Origin of the sequence: Streptomyces marianii (assembly GCF_005795905.1) — a bacterium.
Taxonomy (GTDB): domain Bacteria; phylum Actinomycetota; class Actinomycetes; order Streptomycetales; family Streptomycetaceae; genus Streptomyces; species Streptomyces marianii.
This window is the reverse complement of sequence record NZ_VAWE01000001.1, coordinates 6,391,775-6,410,429: the sequence shown is the minus strand read 5'-3', so window position 1 is coordinate 6,410,429 and position 18,655 is coordinate 6,391,775. Positions and strand designations below refer to the sequence as shown.

The 18,655-nt window shown below is 72.5% G+C and carries 15 protein-coding genes and 1 riboswitch; of the genes, 4 read left to right on the top strand and 11 right to left on the bottom strand.

Going from position 1 to position 18,655, the window contains the following annotated elements; translation table 11 throughout:
• Nucleotides 1-10: 10 nt before the first annotated feature.
• Nucleotides 11-460 (bottom strand): SRPBCC family protein, encoded by a 450-nt coding sequence (locus FEF34_RS29080; protein WP_138055799.1) that lies wholly within the window; start codon nt 458-460, stop codon nt 11-13.
• A 65-nt stretch (nt 461-525) separates the two neighbouring features.
• Entirely contained in the window at nt 526-1,287 is a 762-nt protein-coding gene (locus FEF34_RS29075; protein WP_171053136.1) for a metallophosphoesterase family protein, read from the bottom strand.
• Nucleotides 1,288-1,524: 237 nt separating this feature from the next.
• On the opposite strand from FEF34_RS29075, the gene FEF34_RS29070 reads away from it, so the two are divergent.
• Nucleotides 1,525-3,321, top strand: coding sequence for an AMP-dependent synthetase/ligase (locus FEF34_RS29070; RefSeq protein WP_138055798.1), 1,797 nt, complete (start codon nt 1,525-1,527; stop codon nt 3,319-3,321).
• Here the strand turns inward: FEF34_RS29070 and FEF34_RS29065 are convergent.
• Together FEF34_RS29065 and FEF34_RS29060 are read right to left on the bottom strand one after the other, a co-directional pair.
• Nucleotides 3,309-4,949 carry a GMC oxidoreductase gene (locus FEF34_RS29065; protein WP_171053342.1) on the bottom strand — a complete coding sequence of 547 codons (1,641 nt, stop codon included), beginning with the start codon at nt 4,947-4,949 and terminating at the stop codon, nt 3,309-3,311. The genes FEF34_RS29070 and FEF34_RS29065 overlap by 13 nt on opposite strands.
• A gap of 925 nt (nt 4,950-5,874) precedes the next feature.
• Nucleotides 5,875-7,017, bottom strand: coding sequence for a glycosyltransferase family 4 protein (locus FEF34_RS29060; RefSeq protein WP_138055796.1), 1,143 nt, complete (start codon nt 7,015-7,017; stop codon nt 5,875-5,877).
• Between the two features lie 136 nt (nt 7,018-7,153).
• Between FEF34_RS29060 and FEF34_RS29055 the strand changes: the two genes are divergently transcribed.
• Nucleotides 7,154-8,437 carry a glycosyltransferase family 87 protein gene (locus tag FEF34_RS29055; protein WP_138055795.1) on the top strand — a complete coding sequence of 428 codons (1,284 nt, stop codon included), beginning with the start codon at nt 7,154-7,156 and terminating at the stop codon, nt 8,435-8,437.
• A 314-nt stretch (nt 8,438-8,751) separates the two neighbouring features.
• On the opposite strand, the gene FEF34_RS29050 is transcribed toward FEF34_RS29055, so the two are convergent.
• The 5 genes from FEF34_RS29050 to FEF34_RS29030 all read right to left on the bottom strand — a co-directional run bounded on the left by FEF34_RS29050 (nt 8,752) and on the right by FEF34_RS29030 (nt 14,380).
• Nucleotides 8,752-10,011 carry a gluzincin family metallopeptidase gene (locus FEF34_RS29050; RefSeq protein ID WP_138055794.1) on the bottom strand — a complete coding sequence of 420 codons (1,260 nt, stop codon included), beginning with the start codon at nt 10,009-10,011 and terminating at the stop codon, nt 8,752-8,754.
• Between the two features lie 151 nt (nt 10,012-10,162).
• Nucleotides 10,163-11,191 (bottom strand): C40 family peptidase, encoded by a 1,029-nt coding sequence (locus tag FEF34_RS29045; RefSeq protein ID WP_138055793.1) that lies wholly within the window; start codon nt 11,189-11,191, stop codon nt 10,163-10,165.
• 198 nt (nt 11,192-11,389) lie between these two features.
• Complete coding sequence (locus FEF34_RS29040; protein ID WP_138055792.1) at nt 11,390-12,418, bottom strand: C40 family peptidase; 1,029 nt, start codon at nt 12,416-12,418, stop codon at nt 11,390-11,392.
• Nucleotides 12,419-12,736: 318 nt separating this feature from the next.
• A complete protein-coding gene (locus FEF34_RS29035) occupies nt 12,737-14,095 on the bottom strand; it encodes an NYN domain-containing protein (protein WP_138055791.1) in 1,359 nt (452 codons plus the stop codon).
• Between the two features lie 42 nt (nt 14,096-14,137).
• Complete coding sequence (locus FEF34_RS29030) at nt 14,138-14,380, bottom strand: hypothetical protein (protein WP_138055790.1); 243 nt, start codon at nt 14,378-14,380, stop codon at nt 14,138-14,140.
• Nucleotides 14,381-14,492: 112 nt separating this feature from the next.
• Here FEF34_RS29030 and FEF34_RS29025 point away from each other — a divergent pair, with 112 nt between their 5' ends.
• Both FEF34_RS29025 and FEF34_RS29020 read left to right on the top strand, forming a co-directional pair.
• Nucleotides 14,493-15,218: a rhomboid family intramembrane serine protease gene (locus tag FEF34_RS29025; protein ID WP_138055789.1), complete on the top strand. Its 726-nt coding sequence runs from the start codon at nt 14,493-14,495 to the stop codon at nt 15,216-15,218.
• Entirely contained in the window at nt 15,215-15,496 is a 282-nt protein-coding gene (locus FEF34_RS29020; RefSeq protein WP_017949877.1) for an Lrp/AsnC family transcriptional regulator, read from the top strand. Before FEF34_RS29025 ends, FEF34_RS29020 begins: the two co-directional genes overlap by 4 nt.
• A gap of 70 nt (nt 15,497-15,566) precedes the next feature.
• Here the strand turns inward: FEF34_RS29020 and FEF34_RS29015 are convergent, their stop codons facing one another.
• Nucleotides 15,567-17,084: an aminotransferase class V-fold PLP-dependent enzyme gene (locus FEF34_RS29015; protein WP_171053135.1), complete on the bottom strand. Its 1,518-nt coding sequence runs from the start codon at nt 17,082-17,084 to the stop codon at nt 15,567-15,569.
• Nucleotides 17,085-17,310: 226 nt separating this feature from the next.
• Nucleotides 17,311-17,428: riboswitch (SAM riboswitch) on the bottom strand.
• A 74-nt stretch (nt 17,429-17,502) separates the two neighbouring features.
• On the bottom strand, nt 17,503-18,567 hold the full coding sequence (trpD, locus tag FEF34_RS29010; RefSeq protein ID WP_138055788.1) for an anthranilate phosphoribosyltransferase: 1,065 nt from the start codon (nt 18,565-18,567) through the stop codon (nt 17,503-17,505).
• Nucleotides 18,568-18,655 lie beyond the last annotated feature (88 nt).

Below are 18,655 nucleotides of genomic sequence, written 5' to 3'. Positions count from 1 at the left end.
AGGGTCGGCTTCAGCCCTTCGGACCGGACTCGACGCGCTTCTTCAGACCGGCCAGGGCGCGGTCGATGATGACCTTCTCCGCCTTGCGCTTGATCATCCCGAGCATGGGGATCTTGACGTCGACGGTCAGTTGGTACGTGACCTCGGTCCGCTCCCCGCCGGCGACCGGCGTCAGCGCGTACGAGCCGTCCAGCGCGCGCAGCATCTGGGACTTGACCAGCGTCCAGGAGACCTTGTCGTCCCCGGTCCAGGTGTAGGCGAGGACGTGGTCGTCCTTGATCGCGCCGGCGTCGAGCACCAGCCGGACCTGGAGCGCGCGGCCCTGGTCGTCCTTCTCCAGGACCTCCGTCTGCTTCACCTCTCCGGTCCACTCCGGGTAGCGCGCGAAGTCGGAGATCACCCCCATCACATCGGCCGGGGCCGCGTCGATGGTGATGCTCGAGCTGGTGTGTTCCGCCATCGCCGTGGCTCCTCCAGTGAACGCCGGACGGGGTTGCGGTGTGCAATCTACCGTGACGCGGGCGGTCACCATTCCAGGGCCCAGGGCCGCCCCGTCGCCGCGAAGTGCCCGACGTTCACGCACTCGGTCGCGCCGATCCGCATGCGCCGCGCCAGCGGCTGGTGCACGTGCCCGAAGAGGGAGTACCGGGGCCGGGTCCGGCGGATGGCGTCGAGCAGGGCCGTGCTGCCGCGCTCGAAGCGGCGGGCGACCGTGTCGTACGTCAGTTCCGGCACCTCCGGCGGGATGTGCGAGCACAGGACGTCGACCTCGCCGAGCGCCTCGACCTTGGCCGCGTACTCCTCGTCGGAGATCTCGAAGGGGGTGCGCATGGGGGAACGCAGCCCGCCGCCGACGAAGCCGAACACGAGCCCGTCCAGCTCGATCCGCTCACCGTCGAGGACGGTGGTGCCCGGACGCACGTACTCCGGCCAGAGGGCCGGGACGTCGACGTTGCCGTAGGTGGCGTACGTCGGAGTGGGGAAGGCGGCGAACAGCTCGCTGTACTGCTTGCGCACCGCCTCGAGGATCACGGCGTCCCTGTCGAGGCCCGCCCACAGGCTGCGGCCGAACTCCCGGGCCTCCTCGAAGCGCCGTGCCGTGCGCAGCTCCACGATCCTGTCCGCGTTCTCGACCCCGAAGAGATCGGGGAAGATGCCGCGCGAGTGGTCGGCGTAGTCGAGGAAGAGCACCAGGTCGCCGAGGCAGATCAGGGCGTCGGCGCCGGTTCCCGCCCTGGCCAGATCCGTCGTGTTGCCGTGCACATCACTGACCACATGGACTCGCATGCCGATCACCCTAGAGTGGTCGCCCGATTCCTAGTAGAGGGCACCGGACCTGCGGTTACTTCCGAGTCGTCCGGCTGGTGGAATAGTGTTCGCGATGGTGCGGCACACAGGTGTGACGCAGGGAACATCTGGCCGGGACCCCCTATCCGGAACTGAGTACTGATGGGTAACGTCCGGGCAGTCCCCGGTGCGTTCACACAGAGCCGTGGCGCCGGCGCCCGATGAGGAGCAGCAGTCTTGCGTGAGTTCAGCCTTCCGGCCCTGTACGAGGTCCCGACGGACGGCAATCTGACGGATCTCATCCGCCGCAATGCGACGCAGCACCCCGAGGTCGCGGTCATGGGCAGAAAGGTCGCCGGGACCTGGACCGATGTCACCGCCGCACAGTTCCTCGCCGAGGTGCGGGCCGCCGCGAAGGGCCTGATCGCCGCCGGGGTGGGGCCCGGGGACCGGGTCGCACTGATGTCGCGCACCCGTTACGAGTGGGTGCAGCTCGACTTCGCGATCTGGAGCGCCGGCGGTGTGACCGTCCCGGTGTACGAGACCAGTTCGCCGGAGCAGGTGCAGTGGATCCTCGGGGACTCCGGCGCCGTCGCCGCGATCGTCGAGAGCGAGGAGCACGCCGCGGCCGTCGAGTCGGTGCGCGTCGCCCTGCCGGCCCTGCGGCACGTGTGGCGGATCGAGGGCGGCGCGGTCGCGCAGCTCACCGAGGCCGGGGCGGAGATCCCCGAAGGGACGGTCGACGAGCGCAGCGCTTCCGCCAAGGCCGACGACCCGGCGACCATCGTCTACACCTCGGGCACCACGGGCCGCCCCAAGGGCTGTGTGCTCACGCACCGGGCGTTCTTCGCGGAGTGCGGCAACCTGGTCGAGCGTCTGAAGCCGCTGTTCCGCACCGGTGACAGCTCGGTCCTGCTCTTCCTCCCCGCCGCGCACGTCTTCGGGCGCATGGTCGAGGTCGCGTCGGTGATGGCGCCCATCAAGCTCGGCTGCGTACCGGACATCAAGAACCTCACCGACGAGCTCGCCTCGTTCCGCCCGACGCTGATCCTCGGTGTGCCGCGGGTCTTCGAGAAGGTCTACAACTCCGCGCGGGCCAAGGCGCAGGCGGACGGCAAGGGCAAGATCTTCGACAAGGCCGCGGCGACGGCCATCGAGTACAGCCGCGCGATCGGCACCCCGCAGGGTGCCCCGCTCGGACTGAGGATCAAGCACAAGGTGTTCGACAAGCTCGTCTACAGCAAGCTGCGTGCGGTGCTGGGCGGGCGCGGCGAGTTCGCGGTCTCCGGCGGCGCCCCGCTGGGCGAGCGGCTGGGCCACTTCTTCCGCGGCATCGGCTTCACGGTGCTGGAGGGCTACGGCCTCACGGAGACCTGTGCGGCGACGGCGTTCAACCCCTGGGACCGCCAGAAGATCGGTACGGTCGGGCAGCCGCTGCCGGGTTCGGTGGTGCGGATCGCCGACGACGGCGAGGTGCTGCTGCACGGCGAGCACATCTTCACGGGCTACTGGAACAACGAGGCGGCGACCGCCGAGGCGCTGGCCGACGGCTGGTTCCACACCGGTGACATCGGCACCCTCGACGAGGACGGCTATCTCGCGATCACGGGCCGGAAGAAGGAGATCCTGGTGACGGCGGGCGGCAAGAACGTCGCCCCGGCGGTCATCGAGGACCGCATCCGCGCGCACGCGCTGGTCGCGGAGTGCCTGGTCGTGGGCGACGGGCGGCCGTTCGTCGGTGCGCTGGTCACCCTCGACGAGGAGTTCCTGGCCCGCTGGGCCTCCGACAACGGCAAGCCGGCCGGTTCGACGGCCGCCTCGCTGCGCGAGGACGCGGATCTGCTGGCGGAGATCCAGCGGGCGGTGGACGAGGGCAACGCCGCGGTTTCCAAGGCTGAGTCGGTGCGGAAATTCAGGGTTCTCAGCTCCCAGTTCACTGAGGAGGCCGGCCACATCACGCCGTCGCTGAAGCTGAAGCGGAACGTGGTGGCCAAGGACTTCGCGGACGAGATCGAGGCGATCTACCGGGCGTAGTCCTCGGCGAGGACCCGTTCGATGTTGCGCTCGGCGAGCGCGGTGATCGTGAGGAACGGATTGACGCCGATGGAGCCCGGCACGAGGGCTCCGTCGGTGACGTACACCCCGGGGGCGCCCCGGACCCGGCCGTGGTCGTCGGTGGCCCGGCCGAGCACGCACCCGCCGAGCGGGTGGTAGGTGAAGTCGTCGGCGAAGGTCTTGTTGCCGCCGAACAGGTCGTACCGGTAGATCGTGGCGTTCCTGAGGTTGATGCGGTCGAACAGCTTCTTGGCGGAGTCGACGGACACCTTGCTCTGTGCCGGGGTCCACAGGAGCCGCATCGCGTCGGTGCCGGGGTCGTGGACGAGCCTGCCTCGCTCCGGGTTCCTGGTGATGGCCAGGTAGAGGCTGATCCAGTGCTCGAAACCCATCGGCAGCGGGGCGATCTCGGCGAAGACGGGGTTGGCGGTGTTGGACCAGTCGTCGATGCCCATCACCGGCATGGTGGCCTGGTGGGCGCCGACGGTGTCCCAGAGGTGGTTGGCCCGGGCGGTCATGACGTTGCCGTTGGTTCCCCATCCGGTGCCGAGGTGCTCGCTGAGATCCGGCAGTGCGCCCGACTCCCGGGCGCGCAGCAGGAGTTCGGTGGAGCCGAGGCTGCCGGCGCCCAGGAACAGCCGGGTGCAGCCGATCTCGCGGGTGGCGACGACCTTGCCGGTCGTGTCGATGCGGTCGGCGGTGACGACGTACGTGCCGTCCGGCTGTCTTCGCAGCGCGCGGGCCCGTTGCATCGTCTCGATGGTGACGTTGCCGGTTCCCAGCGCGGCGGCGAGATAGGTCCTGTCGAGGCTGCGCTTGCCGTGGTTGTTGCCGTAGATGACCTCTCCGGCGAGCGCGGAGCGGACCGCCTGGCCGGCGGCCTCGCGCTGCATGTACCCGAAGTCGTAGACGTTGGGCACGAAGACGGTCCTCAGCCCGGCGTTGGCGGCGTGCTTGCGGGAGATCCGCGAGAAGCGGTACCACTTGGTGGACTCGAACCACGCCGGGTCGACGTCGTTGACGCCCAGCATCCGCCGGGCCAGCGGGAAGTACCGGTCGTACATGGCCCCGGCGTCGACGTTCGGCAGCATCTCGGAGAAGTACGCACGCTGCGGGACGACGGCCATCCCGCCGTTCACGAGCGATCCTCCGCCGACGCCGCGGCCCACGTACACCGACATGCTGTCGAAGCGCACGCGGTCGAGGACGCCGGGATAGGGGCTGATGTCCTTGTTGACGACGTCCAGCCAGAGGAACTGGGCGAGCGGGGCCTCGGTGCGGGTGCGGAACCACATCGAGCGGTGGTCCGGGTCGCCGGTGCTGCAGAAGAGCTTCCCGTCGGGGCCCGGGGTGTCCCAGAGCCGGCCCATCTCCAGGACGAGGGTGGGGATTCCGGCCTCGCCGAGGCGCAGGGCGGTGACGGCGGCGCCGTAGCCGGAGCCGATGACGAGGGCGGGCGTGTGGTCGGCGGCTCCGGCCCGGGAGGCCGCCGGGACGGTCGTCGCGTGGGCCGTGGGCGCGGGGCCGATACGGGTGAGGCCGAGCGCGGCTGCGGTCTGGAGGGCGCCGAGACCAAGGAGGTGACGGCGCGTCAGATTTGGTGTCATAGTGCGCAGCATGTGCGGATTTTCCGGTTCCGCCTATCCGCTGCGCGGAGCTTTTTCGCGCGACGCAAGAGGGCGGTTCGCGCCGCGGGCGGGCGGATGCGGCCGGGACCGTGCGAGTGTCCGAACGCGCCGCGGGCGGGTCCGAGCGGCGCGGCCCCACGGTCGCGGCGCGCGAACGGGCCCGAGCCCACGGTCCCAGCGCGAGAACAGACCCGGACCTACGGTCCCAGCGCGAGAACAGGCCCGAGCCCACGGTCCCAGCACGAGAGCAGGCCCGGGGCCTACGGTCCCAGCGCGAGAACAGACCCGGACCTACGGTCCCAGCGCGAGAACAGACCCGGGGCCTACGGTCCCAGCGCGAGAACAGACCCGAGCCCACGGTCCCAGCACGAGAACAGACCCGAGCCCACGGTCCCAGCACGAGAACAGACCCGAGCCCACGGTCCCAGCACGAGAACAGACCCGAGCCCACGGTCCCAGCACGAGAACAGACCCGAGCCCACGGTCCCAGCACGAGAACAGACCCGAGCCCACGGTCCCAGCACGAGAACAGGCCCGGGCCGTGCCGTGGTGGGTGGACTTGCCCACGTCCAGGGCGCGGAACACGTCTATCGAGGTGAGGTCGTTGCCGGTCACCGGGCTTTCCCTCCCCGGAGTCACTGCCGGTGGCCCGCCCGGGCACCGGAGATCGGCAGCCACTTTGCACAGCCCTGCCTGCCGGCGGACACGCTTCCGGTCAGCGACCATCCGGCGGCGCCGGGACCGGCGACAGCACCCCCCGGATCATCAAGGACAGGGGCAAGGAGTCATACCGGGCCGCGGAGGCCACGAGCCCGAACCGGACACTGCGAGGAAGGTCACGGGCTCGGGGGACGTCCGCCCGGTCGTCCGGACGATGCCGCCCGGGTCGCCGGCGTCGCCCGGCTTACAGCAGCTCCCGGAGCCGGTCCGCCAGGAGGTCCCAGCGCCAGCGTTCCTCGACCCAGTCGCGACCCCGCTCGCCCATGCGGCGGCGCAGGTCGGGGTCCTGGAGCAGGGTGACGACGCGGTCCGCGGACTCCTCCGGGGAGCCGCCGCGCACGACCCAGCCCGTCTCGCCGTCGAGCACCGCGTCCGGCGCGCCGCCGGAGTCGCCGGCGACGACCGGGAGGCCCGTCGCCGACGCCTCCAGGTAGACGATGCCGAGGCCCTCGACGTCCAGCCCGCCGCGGCGGGTGCGGCACGGCATCGCGAACACGTCGCCGGCGCCGTAGTGCGCGGGCAGTTCCTCCCACGGGACCGCCCCGGTGAAGCGGACGGAGGCCGCCACGCCGGTGGTCCCGGCGAGCCTCCGCAGGTCCTTCTCGTAGGGCCCGCCGCCGACGACCAGCAGCACCGCGTCCGGCACCTTCGCGAGGATCGCGGGCATGGCCCGGATCAGGGTGTCCTGGCCCTTGCGGGGCACCAGCCGGGAGACGCAGACGACCACCGGGCGGTCGGTGAGCCCGAGCCGTTCGCGCACCGCCTCGCCACCCGAGCCCGGATGGAAGGTCTTCTCGTCGACGCCCGGCGGCAGTTGCACCATCCGCCCGGCCGCCTCGGGCGTCAGCGCGGCGGCGATCCGCGAGCGCGTGTACTCGCCGAGGTAGGTGATCGTGTCCGTGCCCTCGCCGATCCGGCGCAGCAGTCGCCGGGATCCGGGCAGCTGGGCCCACCCAGCCTCGTGGCCGTGCGCCGTCGCGACGAGACGCCGCGCACCCGCGCGCCGCAGCGCGGGAGCCATCAGCCCGAGCGGGGCGGCGGCCCCGAACCACACCGACGTGCACCCGTGCTCCCGCAGCAGCCCCACCGCGCGCCGGGTGACGCGCGGGGTGGGCAGCAGCATCGTCGTCCGGTCGCGGACGACCGTGAACGGCTGCTCGGCGTCGAACGCGGCCGTCGCCTCCGCCCCTTGTCGACCGTGCTTCCAGGTGGAGGCGTAGACGACGATATGTTCGGGGTCCAGGCGCAGCGCCATGTTGTGGAGGAACGCCTGGATGCCACCGGGGCGCGGCGGGAAGTCGTTGGTCACGACGAGGGTCTTGTCCATCGCCGCCGACAGTACCAACGGCGGCCGCGTCCCATCGCGGGCGGACCGGCGTGACCGGCATCATGACAGCCGGGCCCGGCACGGCGGCGGGGACGGTGCACAGGGCACGGGACCGATCGAGCGGCACGGGGTGATCATGAAAGGCACAGGGCGTTCCGCCGCGGCGGGCGGCGCCGCGGCGAGACCCTCCGCGTCCGGGTTCTCCGTGACCGCGGCCGTCGCGGCCTTCGCCCTCACCAGGGCGCTGCTGCTGCTCTGGGTGCTGAAGGTCCTCCCCGTCCGGGGTCCCGACGTGACCAGCGACGTCGCGGTGATCTACCGGGGCTGGTACGAGGTGCTGAGGACCGGCACGTATCCGCTGGACGACGTCACCTGGCAGTACCCGCCCGCGGCCGCCCTGGCGATCCTGTCCCCCGGCATGCTGCCGTTCCTGGACTACGTCCGCGCCTTCTTCGTGCTGGCCCTGGTCTGCGACGCGGTGGTCCTGGGGCTGCTGCACTACGCGGGGCGGCGGCCCGGCAGATCGACGAGGGGGATGTGGTTCTGGATCGCGGGGGTGCCGCTGCTGGGTCCGACGGCGTACGCCCGCTACGACCTGATGGTGACCGCGGTCGCGGTCGCCGCGCTCTTGGCCGCCGCCCGCCGGCCCGGGATCGCCGGGGCGCTGGCCGGGTTCGGGGCGATGCTGAAGGTGTGGCCGGTGCTGCTGCTGGCCGGGCTGCGGCAGAGACGGGCCTGGGTCGCCGCGACGGTCACGGCGGCGACCCTGCTGCTGGTCCTCACCGTGTCGATGCCCGGGGCCCTGGCGTTCCTGGGCTTCCAGCGGGACCGGGGCACCGAGGTCGAGTCGCTGGGCGCGCTCGTCTTCCACGTGGCACGGCATTTCGGCTGGGAGGGGCAGGTCCTGCTGAACTACGGTTCGGTCGAGTTCCTCGGCCCGTACGTCCCCCTGGTCAGCGGCGTGGCGCTGGGTCTCACGGCAGCGGCTTTCGGCTGGCTGGCGCTGTGGCGGCTGCGGGCGTCGGAGTTCTCCGCCGCGACGCCCGCGGAAGCGGCGTTCACGGCCGTGCTCCTCTTCACGACCACGAGCCGCGTGATCAGCCCCCAGTACCTGGTCTGGCTGCTCGGGCTGGCCGCGGTCTGCCTCGCCTTCCGGTCGGGCCGGATGGCCCTGCCGAGCCTGCTGGTGCTGGTGGCGACGGGGCTCACCTTCCTGGAGTTCCCCGTCTGGTTCGACAAGGTGGTCGCGAGCGACCCCGAGGGGATCGCGGTCCTCGCGGCCCGCAACGGCCTCCTGGTCGCGGCCGCGCTGCTGGCGTGCCGCCGCCTCTGGACGAGCACGGTCGTCCCGCGACGACGCAGGGGCCGGCGGGCGCTTCCGGCCCGGTCCGACCGCGACAGGGCCCCGGTCGGCTCCTGACGCGGTGCGTGACGCGGTGCGGGCACGCCTCGGCGGGGCGACACGCCCGGACGGAGGCGGAGCCGCACGACCCGGCCAGGGCGAACCCACACACCCCTGCGGGGCCCGAGCGACACGCACCGACGAAGGCGAACCCGCACGACCCGGTCACGGCGAACCCGCACCGCTCGGCGAGGGCGGGACCGGACTTCGGAGAGCTGCGCGCCGGACGCCCTGCCGGGCCGCCTCCCGCTCCGCCGCGCCAGGTTCCGGACGCCCCTGCCGGGACCGTCCCGCCAGGGACGCCCCATCGCCCCGGCCGCCCACCGCACGCCTCACTCCAGCCGCTCGCCCAGGTACTCCCGCCAGTCCGCCGTGAAGCGTTCAGGGCTCGTGCCCAGCACCTCGTCGAGCGCCGACTCCACCGCCCCGTCGCGCGCCCCGGAGGCACCCACCGTCCGGTAGAACGCGCGCAGCCGCTCTTCGCCCCAGCGGTCGGCGATCAGCTCGCAGGCCAGCCGGCCGCCCTCGTAGGCGCGGCCCAGCGCCCGGGCGTCACCGCCGAAGCGGAAGTCGGCGTCGGTGGGAAGGGCCGCGGGGAGATCGCCGCGGAGGACCGCGCGGCGCAGTTCCGGTGCCGCCTGACGGGGGTCGCGGCCGGTGCCGCGGTAGGCGGCCCAGTCGGCGAAGCCCTCGGAAAGCCAGAGCGGGGTGGCGGCCGAGGTGTGCGCACGGGTGGCCACGTGCGCGGTCTCATGGGTGAGGACGACGCGTCGGCCGAGATCGCCGAGCACTTCGTACGCCTCGGGGTTGACGGTGACCCGGTCCGCGGGCGCCGGGCCGCCGCCCCTGTCGGGGGCGGTCGCGCTGCCCGTGGTGACCGCCGCGATGCCCCGGTACTGCGCGGCGGGCGCGCCCAGCAGACGTCCCATGGCGTCCAGCGAGGCGGGCACCACGACCACCACCCGCCCCGCCCAGGCCCCTCCCCACGCGGCCGAGACCGCGGGGACGGACCGGTCGGCGTCCGACGCGATCCGCCGGAGCCGCGCCGGCTCCTGACCGACGCCGAGGACCAGACTGTGGGTGCCGCGCACCGCCTCGATGTCGCCCTGCTCCCACAGCTGCTGTCCGCCGCCGCGGCCGGGGCGGTCGGCGGTGACGTACCAGCGGCCGTTCCGCTCCGCCAGTTCCAGGCGGCGCTCGGCGGTCACCGGCGAGGGGTCGTACCCGTCGAGCCGGTAGCGCAGCTCGATGTCGGCCGTGGCCCGGACGCCGGAGCGCCGTACGCCGGTGAGCCGGTACTCCCAGGAGCTCAGCGGCACCTCGGCGAGGTTCGCGAACTCCGCGCGCGCCGCCGCCTTCAGCTGCCGGGCGGAGGGGTCGAGGGCCGCCAGATAGCCCGCCTCGTCGTGGCGGAGCACCGCGGCGGCGCGGGCGTCGAGCGTGCGCTGGACGTCGTGCCCGATGGTGTCAGGCCGCGGTGCGTCGGCGCAGCCGCCCGTCAGCAGGGACCCGGCCAGGAGGAGCCCGGTCAGGACGAGCGCCGCCCCGCGCCGCCGTCCCGCCGTCCGCCCGAAGAACCCCTGATCGGCCACCCTGCCGATCGTAGGCGAACCGTGGACCGGGCCGGCCCGGTCCCGGACGGTCCGGGGAGGGGCCGCGGCCGGTCGGGGAGCGGGCCCGGGAAGCCCCGTTTCCCGGCAGGACCCGCCCTGCCCCGGACCGGTCGGGCGGGACCTGCCCCGCTCAGGGCCGGGTCACCGAGGCGATCGGCATCATCCCCACCGGGTCGTAGCGCACCGCCGCCCCGGGGTAGGGCGCGTGGACGACCTGCCCGTTGCCGACGTACATGGCCACGTGACTGGCGTCGGAGCGGTACGTGACCAGGTCACCGGGCCTCGCCTGGGACAGCGGGACCTGCCGTCCCGCGTACCGCTGCGCCTGGGAGGTGCGGGGCAGCCCGACGCCGGCCTGGGCGTAGGACCACTGGGTGAGGCCGGAGCAGTCGAAGCCGTTCGGTCCGTTGGCACCCCAGACGTACGGTCTGCCGACGGCGCTCTGCGCGGCCGCCACCGCCGCGCCCGCACGCGCGGACGAGGGGCCCGCCCCGCCCGACAGGTCGGGGACGCCGCGGCCGGAGCGCGACGCCCGGTCGTAGGCAGCCCGCTCAGGGGCCGGCAGCGAGGCCAGCAGCCGCTCGGCCGAGGCGAGCTTGGCCTCGACGACCCGCTTGTGGCGGGCCAGGGCGGTCCTGGTGCGCTCCAGTTCGGCCAGTGTCCGGGCGGCTTCGGAACGCTCCTGGCCGAGCCCCCGCTGGGCCCGCCGGAGGTCGCTCAGCACGGTCGCCTCCCGGTCGCCGAGCCGGTCCAGCACCGCCGCCCGGTCGAGGTACGTGTCGGGATCGCCGGAGAGCAGCAGGGCGAGCGCCGGGTCCACCCCGCCGGAGCGGTACTGGGCCCCGGCCACGGAACCGAGCGCCTCCCGCATCCGGTTGACGGCCTCCTGGCCGCGGGCGGCCCGGTCCTGGGACCGGGCCACCCGGGCGCGCAGTTCGTCGGCGTGCTCGCCCGCCTTGTTGTACTGCTCCGTCGCCTTCTCGGCCTGCTCGTACAGCCGGTCGACCTGGGCGCGGGTGGCGGCGGGGCCGCCGGTCGGGTCGGCTTCGGCCGGTGCGGTACCGAGCGCGGCCGCGGCGGTCGCCGCCGCGGCTGAAAGGAGGGTGACCCGGGCACCCCGGTCGAAACCGGGCGCTGAGGGTCGGCGATGGGACGCCACAGGAGCCGTACTCCCTTCCGCTGGACGCAGCCTGAGCGGCTGCTGCGCGGCAGACAGTAACGGCCGGGGAAGGGGACGGCCAAAAGCCGCATCGAGTACATACAGTGACGCCCCGCGGGAGACCACAGGTCACCGGCGGGGCGCACGGTCAGCGGCGCATACCGCAATTCGCCCGATCGGGCGCCGGTTGGCGGGGTGTCAGATCCGGACGCCGAACTGGAAGGTGCCCATGTAGTCCATGGACTCGTAGCGGACGACGGTGCCGGGCTTCGGGGCGTGCAGGATCTGGTTGTTGCCCGCGTACAGACCCACGTGCGAAAGGCTGTTGAAGAAGACCAGGTCGCCCGGCTTGAGCTGGCTGCGGCCGATCTTCACACCGTCGTTCTGCTGGGTGTAGGTGGTCCGGGTGAGGCTCACGCCGGCCTGGCGGTACGCCCACTGGGTCAGCCCGGAGCAGTCGTAGGAGTTGGGGCCCTCGGCACCGGAGACGTACGGCTTGCCCAGCTGGGTGGCGGCGGCGTTCAGCGCGGCGGCGCCGCGCTGGGAGGCCGGCACCTCGTTGCCGAGGTTCACGCGCTCACCCGCGGCACGGCTGGCGCGCTCCTCTTCCTCCTGCATCTTCGCCCGCTCGGCGGCGGTCAGGGTGTTGAGGAGCTTCTGGGCCTCGGAGAGCTTGCCCTGGATCTTGGCCTTCTTCTCGCCGAGCGTCTTGCGGACGTCCTCGAGGTCACCGAGCTTGCGGGTGGCCTCGGCGCGCTGCTGGGCGAGGTCGCGCTGCTTCGACTGGATGTCCTCGAGCGCGGTCGCCTGCTTGGCGCCGAGCTGGTCCATCGCGGACGCCTTGTCCAGGTACGTGTCCGGGTCACCGGAGAGGAAGAGCTGGACGGACGGGTCTATGCCGCCGGAGCGGTACTGGGCGCTGGCCACCGAACCCAGCTTGTCCCGCATGGTGTTGAGCTCGTCCTGCCCACGGGCGACGCGGTCCTGGATCGCGTCGATCTCCTTCTGGAGCTTGGTCTGCTGCTCCTTGGCCAGGCTGTGGTCCTCGGTGGCCTTCTCCGCCTCGTGGTAGAGGGCGTCGACCTTGGCCTTGACCTCGCCCTTGCTCGGCTTGGCCGGAGCGGCCTGGGCGGCCTGCGAGGTGAGGGCGACGGCCGCGGCGGCGGTCGCGGTGAGCACGGTCACACGGGCGCGGCTCGGCTGCTTGGGACGACGGTGGGACGCCACGAAGGCGAGCTCCTTCTTCCTCGAGCCGCCTGCCGGGCCGTGGGGGGGGATCCCCGGCTCCGCGCACACTCGACCCCCCACGAAAAAGGGGCGAACTGCGCGAAATCGGCGGTTCCTTCGCTGTCATCCCGGATGGACGATCAACCGCGCGAAGGTTCGAGGCCTGACCCTAGTGACCTTCCTGTGATCACTTCAAATCCTCATGAGAAAAATCTGGCCCACGGGGCGCATTCTTTACACACACCCCACGGGCAGTAGCGGCGACTTGACGGTACGTTCCGCTAAATCGGGCATTAAGCCCAGGAGTTACGAGTCGCACTAGACGCGCGAAAGCCGCTTCAGCAGCATCGCGGACGCGACCGGCCTCGCCCCGGCCTTCGCCACCCCGTCGGCGACCTCGCGGTCCGTGGAGACCACGACCACGGGCCGGCCCGGCGGCTCGGCCCGGACCAGCTGACGGATCAGCTCGTCCGCGGTCACACCGGGCTTGGAGAACAGCACCCGCACCCCGCGCGGGGGCGCCAGCAGCACCGGCGCGGCGAGTTCGGCGCCGTCGAAGACGCAGGTGATCTCGGCGCCGGTCTGCGCGGCCAGCATCGCGAGTCCGCCCAGCAGCCGCAGCCGCTGCTTCTCCAGCGGCATCGTCGGATAGCCGGTCTTCGTGACGTTGTACCCGTCCACGAGCAGATGGACCTGGGGCAGCGCCAGCAACTGGTCCAGCAGCGCCGGGTCGGTCTCGGACAGTGCGCGCGCCGCGATGTCCTTGGGGGTCATCCGGCCGGGCTCCACGGCGTCGACGGTGTCGGCCGGATGCACGGAGGCGGGTGGCAGGGCCAGTTCGCGGCGCAGCCCCGAAGCCGCGTCCAGCACGGTGTCCAGCAGCAGCCGCACCCGCATGTCCTCGATCGACCGGCCCTCGCGGGCGGCCCTGCGGCTCGCCTCGACCGCGGCCTCCGCCTCGGCGAGCCTGGCCTTGAGCCGGCGCGCCTCGCTCTCGGCCGCCGAGACCTGCGCGTGCGCCTCGGCCCTGGCGCCCTCGTGCTCCGCGTTGCCGCGGCGCACGGCCGCCTCGGCGCGCTTGACGTCGCTCTGGGCGCTGCGCAGCTTGCGGTGCAGCGCGTCCGACTCCTTGCGGGCCGCGTCCAGCTCGGTGCGCAGCCGCTCGGTCTCGGCCTTGTGCTGGGCCTTCAGCCGGTCCAGCTCCTCGCGGAGCCGCTGCAGCTCGCGCCTGCTCTCGTCGTCCGCGCGCTCGGCGTCGACCCGCTGGGCCTCCTCGCCGGCGGCGGCCACCAGCTTGCCCCAGCCGGCCGGCCGCAGCACATAGGCGGCGGCCGCCACGTCGACGGGGTCGGCGGCCGCGGGAGGCGTCCCGGACTCCAGCGCGGAGGCGAGCTCGGGCTGGGAGTCGCGGAGCCGTTCACCGATGCGCTGCCGGAAGACGGGGTCGCCCTCCAGAGCCGCGGCCATGGCGTTGCCCGCGTACTTCGCCCGGCGGGTCGGGGTGAACCGGGCGTACTGCCTCAACTGGGCGGGGAGTTCGGTGACGGTCAGTCCGCCGAAGGCGTCCGAGACCAGTGCGACGACCCGTCGCCGCACGCCTTCCGGCAGCGGGCGGTCGAGCGCCTCGGCGGCGTCGCCGGCACCGGCCGGCCCGGCGCCGCTCTCGGGCTGCTCCACGATCCGTCACCCCACTGTCTTCCCGCGGGTCGCACGGCTCCGTCAGGAGCCGCTGCCCGGCCTGTCCACCAGTTCGATCTGGTCCACGGCGTTGCACCAGCGGCAGCGGACCGACTCGATGGTCTCACTCACCACATCGCGCTCCTCCACCTTGGGCTCCCCCGCCAGATCCAGATGGACGTACTCGACGACCTTGGAGGACCGGGTCACGTCGAAACGGGTGAGATTGCCGCACAGGGTGCAGCGCCAACGGGTGGTCTCCGTCGGCATGGGTACCGTCGTCATCGGCCGTCCTCGTCTCCTCGTGCGTACTGCCCGTCACCCTACGACCTCACGGGTCGCCGTGACACGGCGAGGCGGTCTGCCCGCATCGGTCCCGGTACGCCATGCTCTGGGCATGATCGATCGGTGGACGGCGGTACGGGGCGTGACGACCGGCCCGGTGGTGACCTACGGAGCGATCGGCATGTGCTGCCTCCTGTTCGTCGTCGGTCCGGTCTCCGGGCTCAACCCGTCGTACGGCACCGGGGACACCCTGCTCACCGCCCAGGCCGTCCACTTCGAACGCTGGGGCGTGATCCCGAGCGAACTGCTGCAGGGTTCCCCGAGGGCCCTGCTCACCCCGCTGACCGCGCTCTTCGTACACGGCAGCTGGCTCCATCTGCTGGGCAACATGCTCTTCCTCCACGTCTTCGGCGCCATGGTCGAGGAGCGCCTGGGACACGCGGAGTTCGCGCTCTTCTACCTGGGCTGCGGCTATCTGGCGCTCCTCGCTTACGCGGCGGCCAACGCCGAGTCGGACCACACGCTCGTCGGGGCGTCCGGAGCCATCTCGGGCGTGCTGGGCGCCTTTCTCTGCCTCTTCCCGAGGACGCGGGTGACAAGCCTCTATCCCTTCCTGTTCTTCCTGCCGCTGCGCTTTCCCGCGTGGATCGTGCTGATCTTCTGGTTCGTGCTGCAGTGGCTTGCGGAGGCGCAGAGCTCGTCCACGGGTCCCGGGGTGGCGTATCTGGCACATCTGGTGGGGTTCGGCATCGGGTTCCTCTACGCGTGGGGCCGATTCCGGCGGGCCGCTAGAGTGAAACCCCCAGCAGCGGCCACCGAGGGAGAAGGACAGCCGTGATCACCGCGATCGTGCTCATCAAGACCAGTGTGGACCGCATTCCCGAGATCGCCGAGTCGATCGCCTCCCTGGACAGCGTCAGCGAGGTCTTCTCGGTCACCGGCACCTACGACCTGATCGCCATGGTCAGGGTCGCCAAGCACGACGACCTGGCCGATGTGATCCCGGGGCGGATCAGCAAGATCCCCGGCGTCGAGGCCACCGACACCCATGTCGCGTTCCGTACGTACTCCCAGCACGACCTGGAGGCAGCGTTCGCGATCGGGCTCGACGCGTAGTGCCGCGTCGGGCGCGTTCGCACCGCTCACACGGCGGGAACGCTCGCGCGGCTCACTCGGCCCGCACCGCTCACACGGCGGGAACGCAACGCCCGTCCTCGGTGCGGTAGTTCCACTTCGCACCGTGGCGCACCAGTTCCGTGACCGCCCCAACGAACCGCTCCACGTGCTCGTCCGGCGTACCGGCCCCGAAGCTGACCCGGATCGCGTTCAGCGACCTCCCCCGACCTTCGGCCGGGTGGACCCCCGCCTCGCTTCGCTCGCCCGGCCCGTCCTCCGGGGCACCGCACTCGCCGGCCTCCCGCGGGTCACCGCCGAGCAGCGTACGGACCAGCGGGTGGGCGCAGAACAGTCCGTCGCGCACGCCGATGCCGTACTCGGCGGACAGCGCGGCCGCGAAGTGCGAGCTGTTCCAGCCCTCCACCACGAAGGAGATGACGCCGACCCGGGGGGAGTCGTCGCCGAACAGCGACAGCACCCGGACCTCGGGCACCTCGGCGAGACCCGCACGGACCTTCGCGATCAGGTGCCGTTCGCGCTCGACGAGGGCGTCGAAGCCGGCCTCCGTGAGAGCCCTGCAGGCGGACGCGATCGCGTAGGCGCCGATGACGTTCGGCGAACCGGCCTCGTGGCGGGCCGCGGTGGTGTGCCACTCGACGTCCACGCCGCCGTCGGTGCGGCGCGAGACCTTCCGCGAGGCGCCGCCGCCCGCGAGGTACGGCTCGGCCTCCTGCAGCCAGTCCGCGCGCCCGGCGAGGACGCCGGAGCCGAAGGGCGCGTACAGCTTGTGCCCGGAGAAGGCGACCCAGTCGACGTCCAGGTCCCGCACGGAGACGCGGTGGTGCGGGGCGAGCTGGGCGGCGTCCAGGACGATGCGCGCGCCGTGGGCGTGCGCCGCGGCGGCCAGTTCCCGTACGGGCCACAGCTCGCCGGTCACGTTGGACGCACCGGTCACACAGACCAGGGCGGGGCCGTAGGGGTCGCGGCGGGCGAGCGCCGACTCCAGCGTCCGGACGGCCTCGCCCGGGGTGCGCGGGGCGTTCAGGTACGTCACACGGGCGCTCGCCCACGGCAGCAGGGCGGCGTGGTGCTCGGTCTCGAAGACGAAGACCTCGCAGCCGGCGGGGAGCGCGCCGGCCAGCAGGTTCAGCGAGTCGGTCGTCGACCGGGTGAACACGACCTGGTCGCCGTCGCGGCAGTCCAGGAACTCGTGGACGGTGGCCCGGCTGTTCTCGAACAGGTCGGTGGACAGCTGCGAGAGGTACCCGGCTCCGCGGTGGACGCTGCCGTAGTAGGGGGCGTACGCGGCGACGTCGTCCCACACACGTTGCAGGGCCGGGGCGCTGGCCGCGTAGTCGAGTGCGGCGTAGGTGACTTCGCCGGCGGTCACGAGCGGCACGGTGACGTCCCGGCCGAGCACCGGCAGCGGGGCGCCACAGCAGGGATCCTGGTCGCCGGCGGCGGTTCGGACGACGGCCGCGACGGCTCCGGTCGGGCCGTCCGGTGACGGGGCGGCGGACGCAGCGGCAGGGGTGGCGGACGCGGCGGCAGGGGTGGCGGTCTCGACGGTGTGCGGGCGCACGGACATGGCGGTATCTCCCGGCAGGTAAGGGCGAATGGGCGTGAAGGACCCGCACCGCGGCACGACGGCCGGCAACGGCCGCTCCGCGTACGGGTGTTGCCTCGACGCACGGCACAACAGGCGCGTACGGAGGGGGAAAGGGGCCGGAGGGCCCTAACGCATTCGCTTGCTCACGAGACAGCTCCCTCGAGGACCAGGACCCCAGGGCTGCGACATTCACCGATGTCCGCGGGGTCCGCGCTTGCCGTGGACCTCGCTGCCCACGGCCTGGTCTTCACCCGGGGCACCCCGCCACGGACGGAGGGTTGCCGGACAGCGGGCCGGGGCCGTAGTCGCTGTCACTCATGACCTTGGGAAGCATCCTGCCATACGCCCCACCGTGTGCAAGGCGCAGTCCGCCATCCGGACCGCGCCCCGCGTCACGTCACGCGTTGCTCGCCGCCACCCAGCGGTCCAGCGCCTGCTTCGCCGCCCCCGAGTCGATGGACTCCGCGGCCCGCGCCATCCCGGCCCTGAGCCGGTCCACGAGATCGCCCTCGTCCCTGCCGAGCGCGACCAGCGCCGCGGCCGAGTTCAGCAGGACCGCGTCCCGCACGGGCCCGGTCTCCCCGGCGAGCAGCCGGCGGGCGACATCCGCGTTGTACGAGGCGTCCGCACCGCGCAGCGCCTCCACCGGGACCAGCTCGATGCCCACGTCACGGGGGTCGAAGGCCTCCTCGTGCACGGCACCGTCCCGGACCGCCCACACCCGCGAGGTCGCGGTCGTCGTGAGCTCGTCCAGGCCGTCGTCACCGCGGAAGACCAGCGCGCTGGAGCCCCGCGCGGCCAGCACACCGGCCATGATCGGGGCCATCCGGGCGTCCGCGACGCCGGTGGCCTGGGCCCTCACCCGAGCGGGGTTGGTCAGCGGACCCAGGAAGTTGAAAGTCGTACGGATTCCGAGCTCCCTGCGGGCCGCTGCGACGTGCCGCAGCGCCGGGTGGAACTTCACCGCGAAGCAGAAGGTGATCCCCGCCTCCTCGGCGACCGCGGCGACCCGCTCCGGCGTCAGCTCCAGATTGACGCCGAGTTTCTCCAGGACGTCCGAGGCGCCGCTCGCGCTCGACGCGGCCCGGTTGCCGTGCTTGACCACCTTCGCGCCGGTGCCGGCCACGACGATCGCGGACATGGTGGAGATGTTGACGGTCTTGGCGCCGTCGCCGCCCGTGCCCACGATGTCGACCGTGTCACCGGGCACCTCGATCGTCCGGGCGTGCTCGTACATCGTCCGCACGAGCCCGGAGATCTCCTCGACGGTCTCGCCCTTGGCCCGCAGAGCCACGGCGAAGCCCGCGATCTGCGCGTCGGTCGCCTCGCCCCGCAGGATGCGGTCCATGGCCCAGGCGGTCGCCTCCGCGCTCTGGTCACGGCCGTACAGCAGGGAGTCCAGCACCTCGGGCCAGGAAAGGCCCGCCGCGGTGGATCCACCTGCGGGGGTCACAGCGCTCATGGTCGCTCCTGGGTCCGTCCGGATGGGAATGCCCCCACCCTATCGACCCCCGGGACGGCGGAGAGCCCCGTCCATCGGATGGACGGGG

What these genes read in the sequence shown, in the direction of transcription:
- FEF34_RS29055 (WP_138055795.1), top strand. Translation starts at nt 7,154, where the DNA reads ATGAAAGGCACAGGGCGTTCCGCCGCGGCGGGCGGCGCCGCGGCGAGA.
- FEF34_RS29075 (WP_171053136.1), bottom strand. Translation starts at nt 1,287, where the DNA reads ATGCGAGTCCATGTGGTCAGTGATGTGCACGGCAACACGACGGATCTG.
- FEF34_RS29065 (WP_171053342.1), bottom strand. Translation starts at nt 4,949, where the DNA reads ATGACACCAAATCTGACGCGCCGTCACCTCCTTGGTCTCGGCGCCCTC.
- trpD (WP_138055788.1), bottom strand. Translation starts at nt 18,567, where the DNA reads ATGAGCGCTGTGACCCCCGCAGGTGGATCCACCGCGGCGGGCCTTTCC.
- FEF34_RS29030 (WP_138055790.1), bottom strand. Translation starts at nt 14,380, where the DNA reads ATGACGACGGTACCCATGCCGACGGAGACCACCCGTTGGCGCTGCACC.
- FEF34_RS29060 (WP_138055796.1), bottom strand. Translation starts at nt 7,017, where the DNA reads ATGGACAAGACCCTCGTCGTGACCAACGACTTCCCGCCGCGCCCCGGT.
- FEF34_RS29025 (WP_138055789.1), top strand. Translation starts at nt 14,493, where the DNA reads ATGATCGATCGGTGGACGGCGGTACGGGGCGTGACGACCGGCCCGGTG.
- FEF34_RS29015 (WP_171053135.1), bottom strand. Translation starts at nt 17,084, where the DNA reads ATGTCCGTGCGCCCGCACACCGTCGAGACCGCCACCCCTGCCGCCGCG.
- FEF34_RS29080 (WP_138055799.1), bottom strand. Translation starts at nt 460, where the DNA reads ATGGCGGAACACACCAGCTCGAGCATCACCATCGACGCGGCCCCGGCC.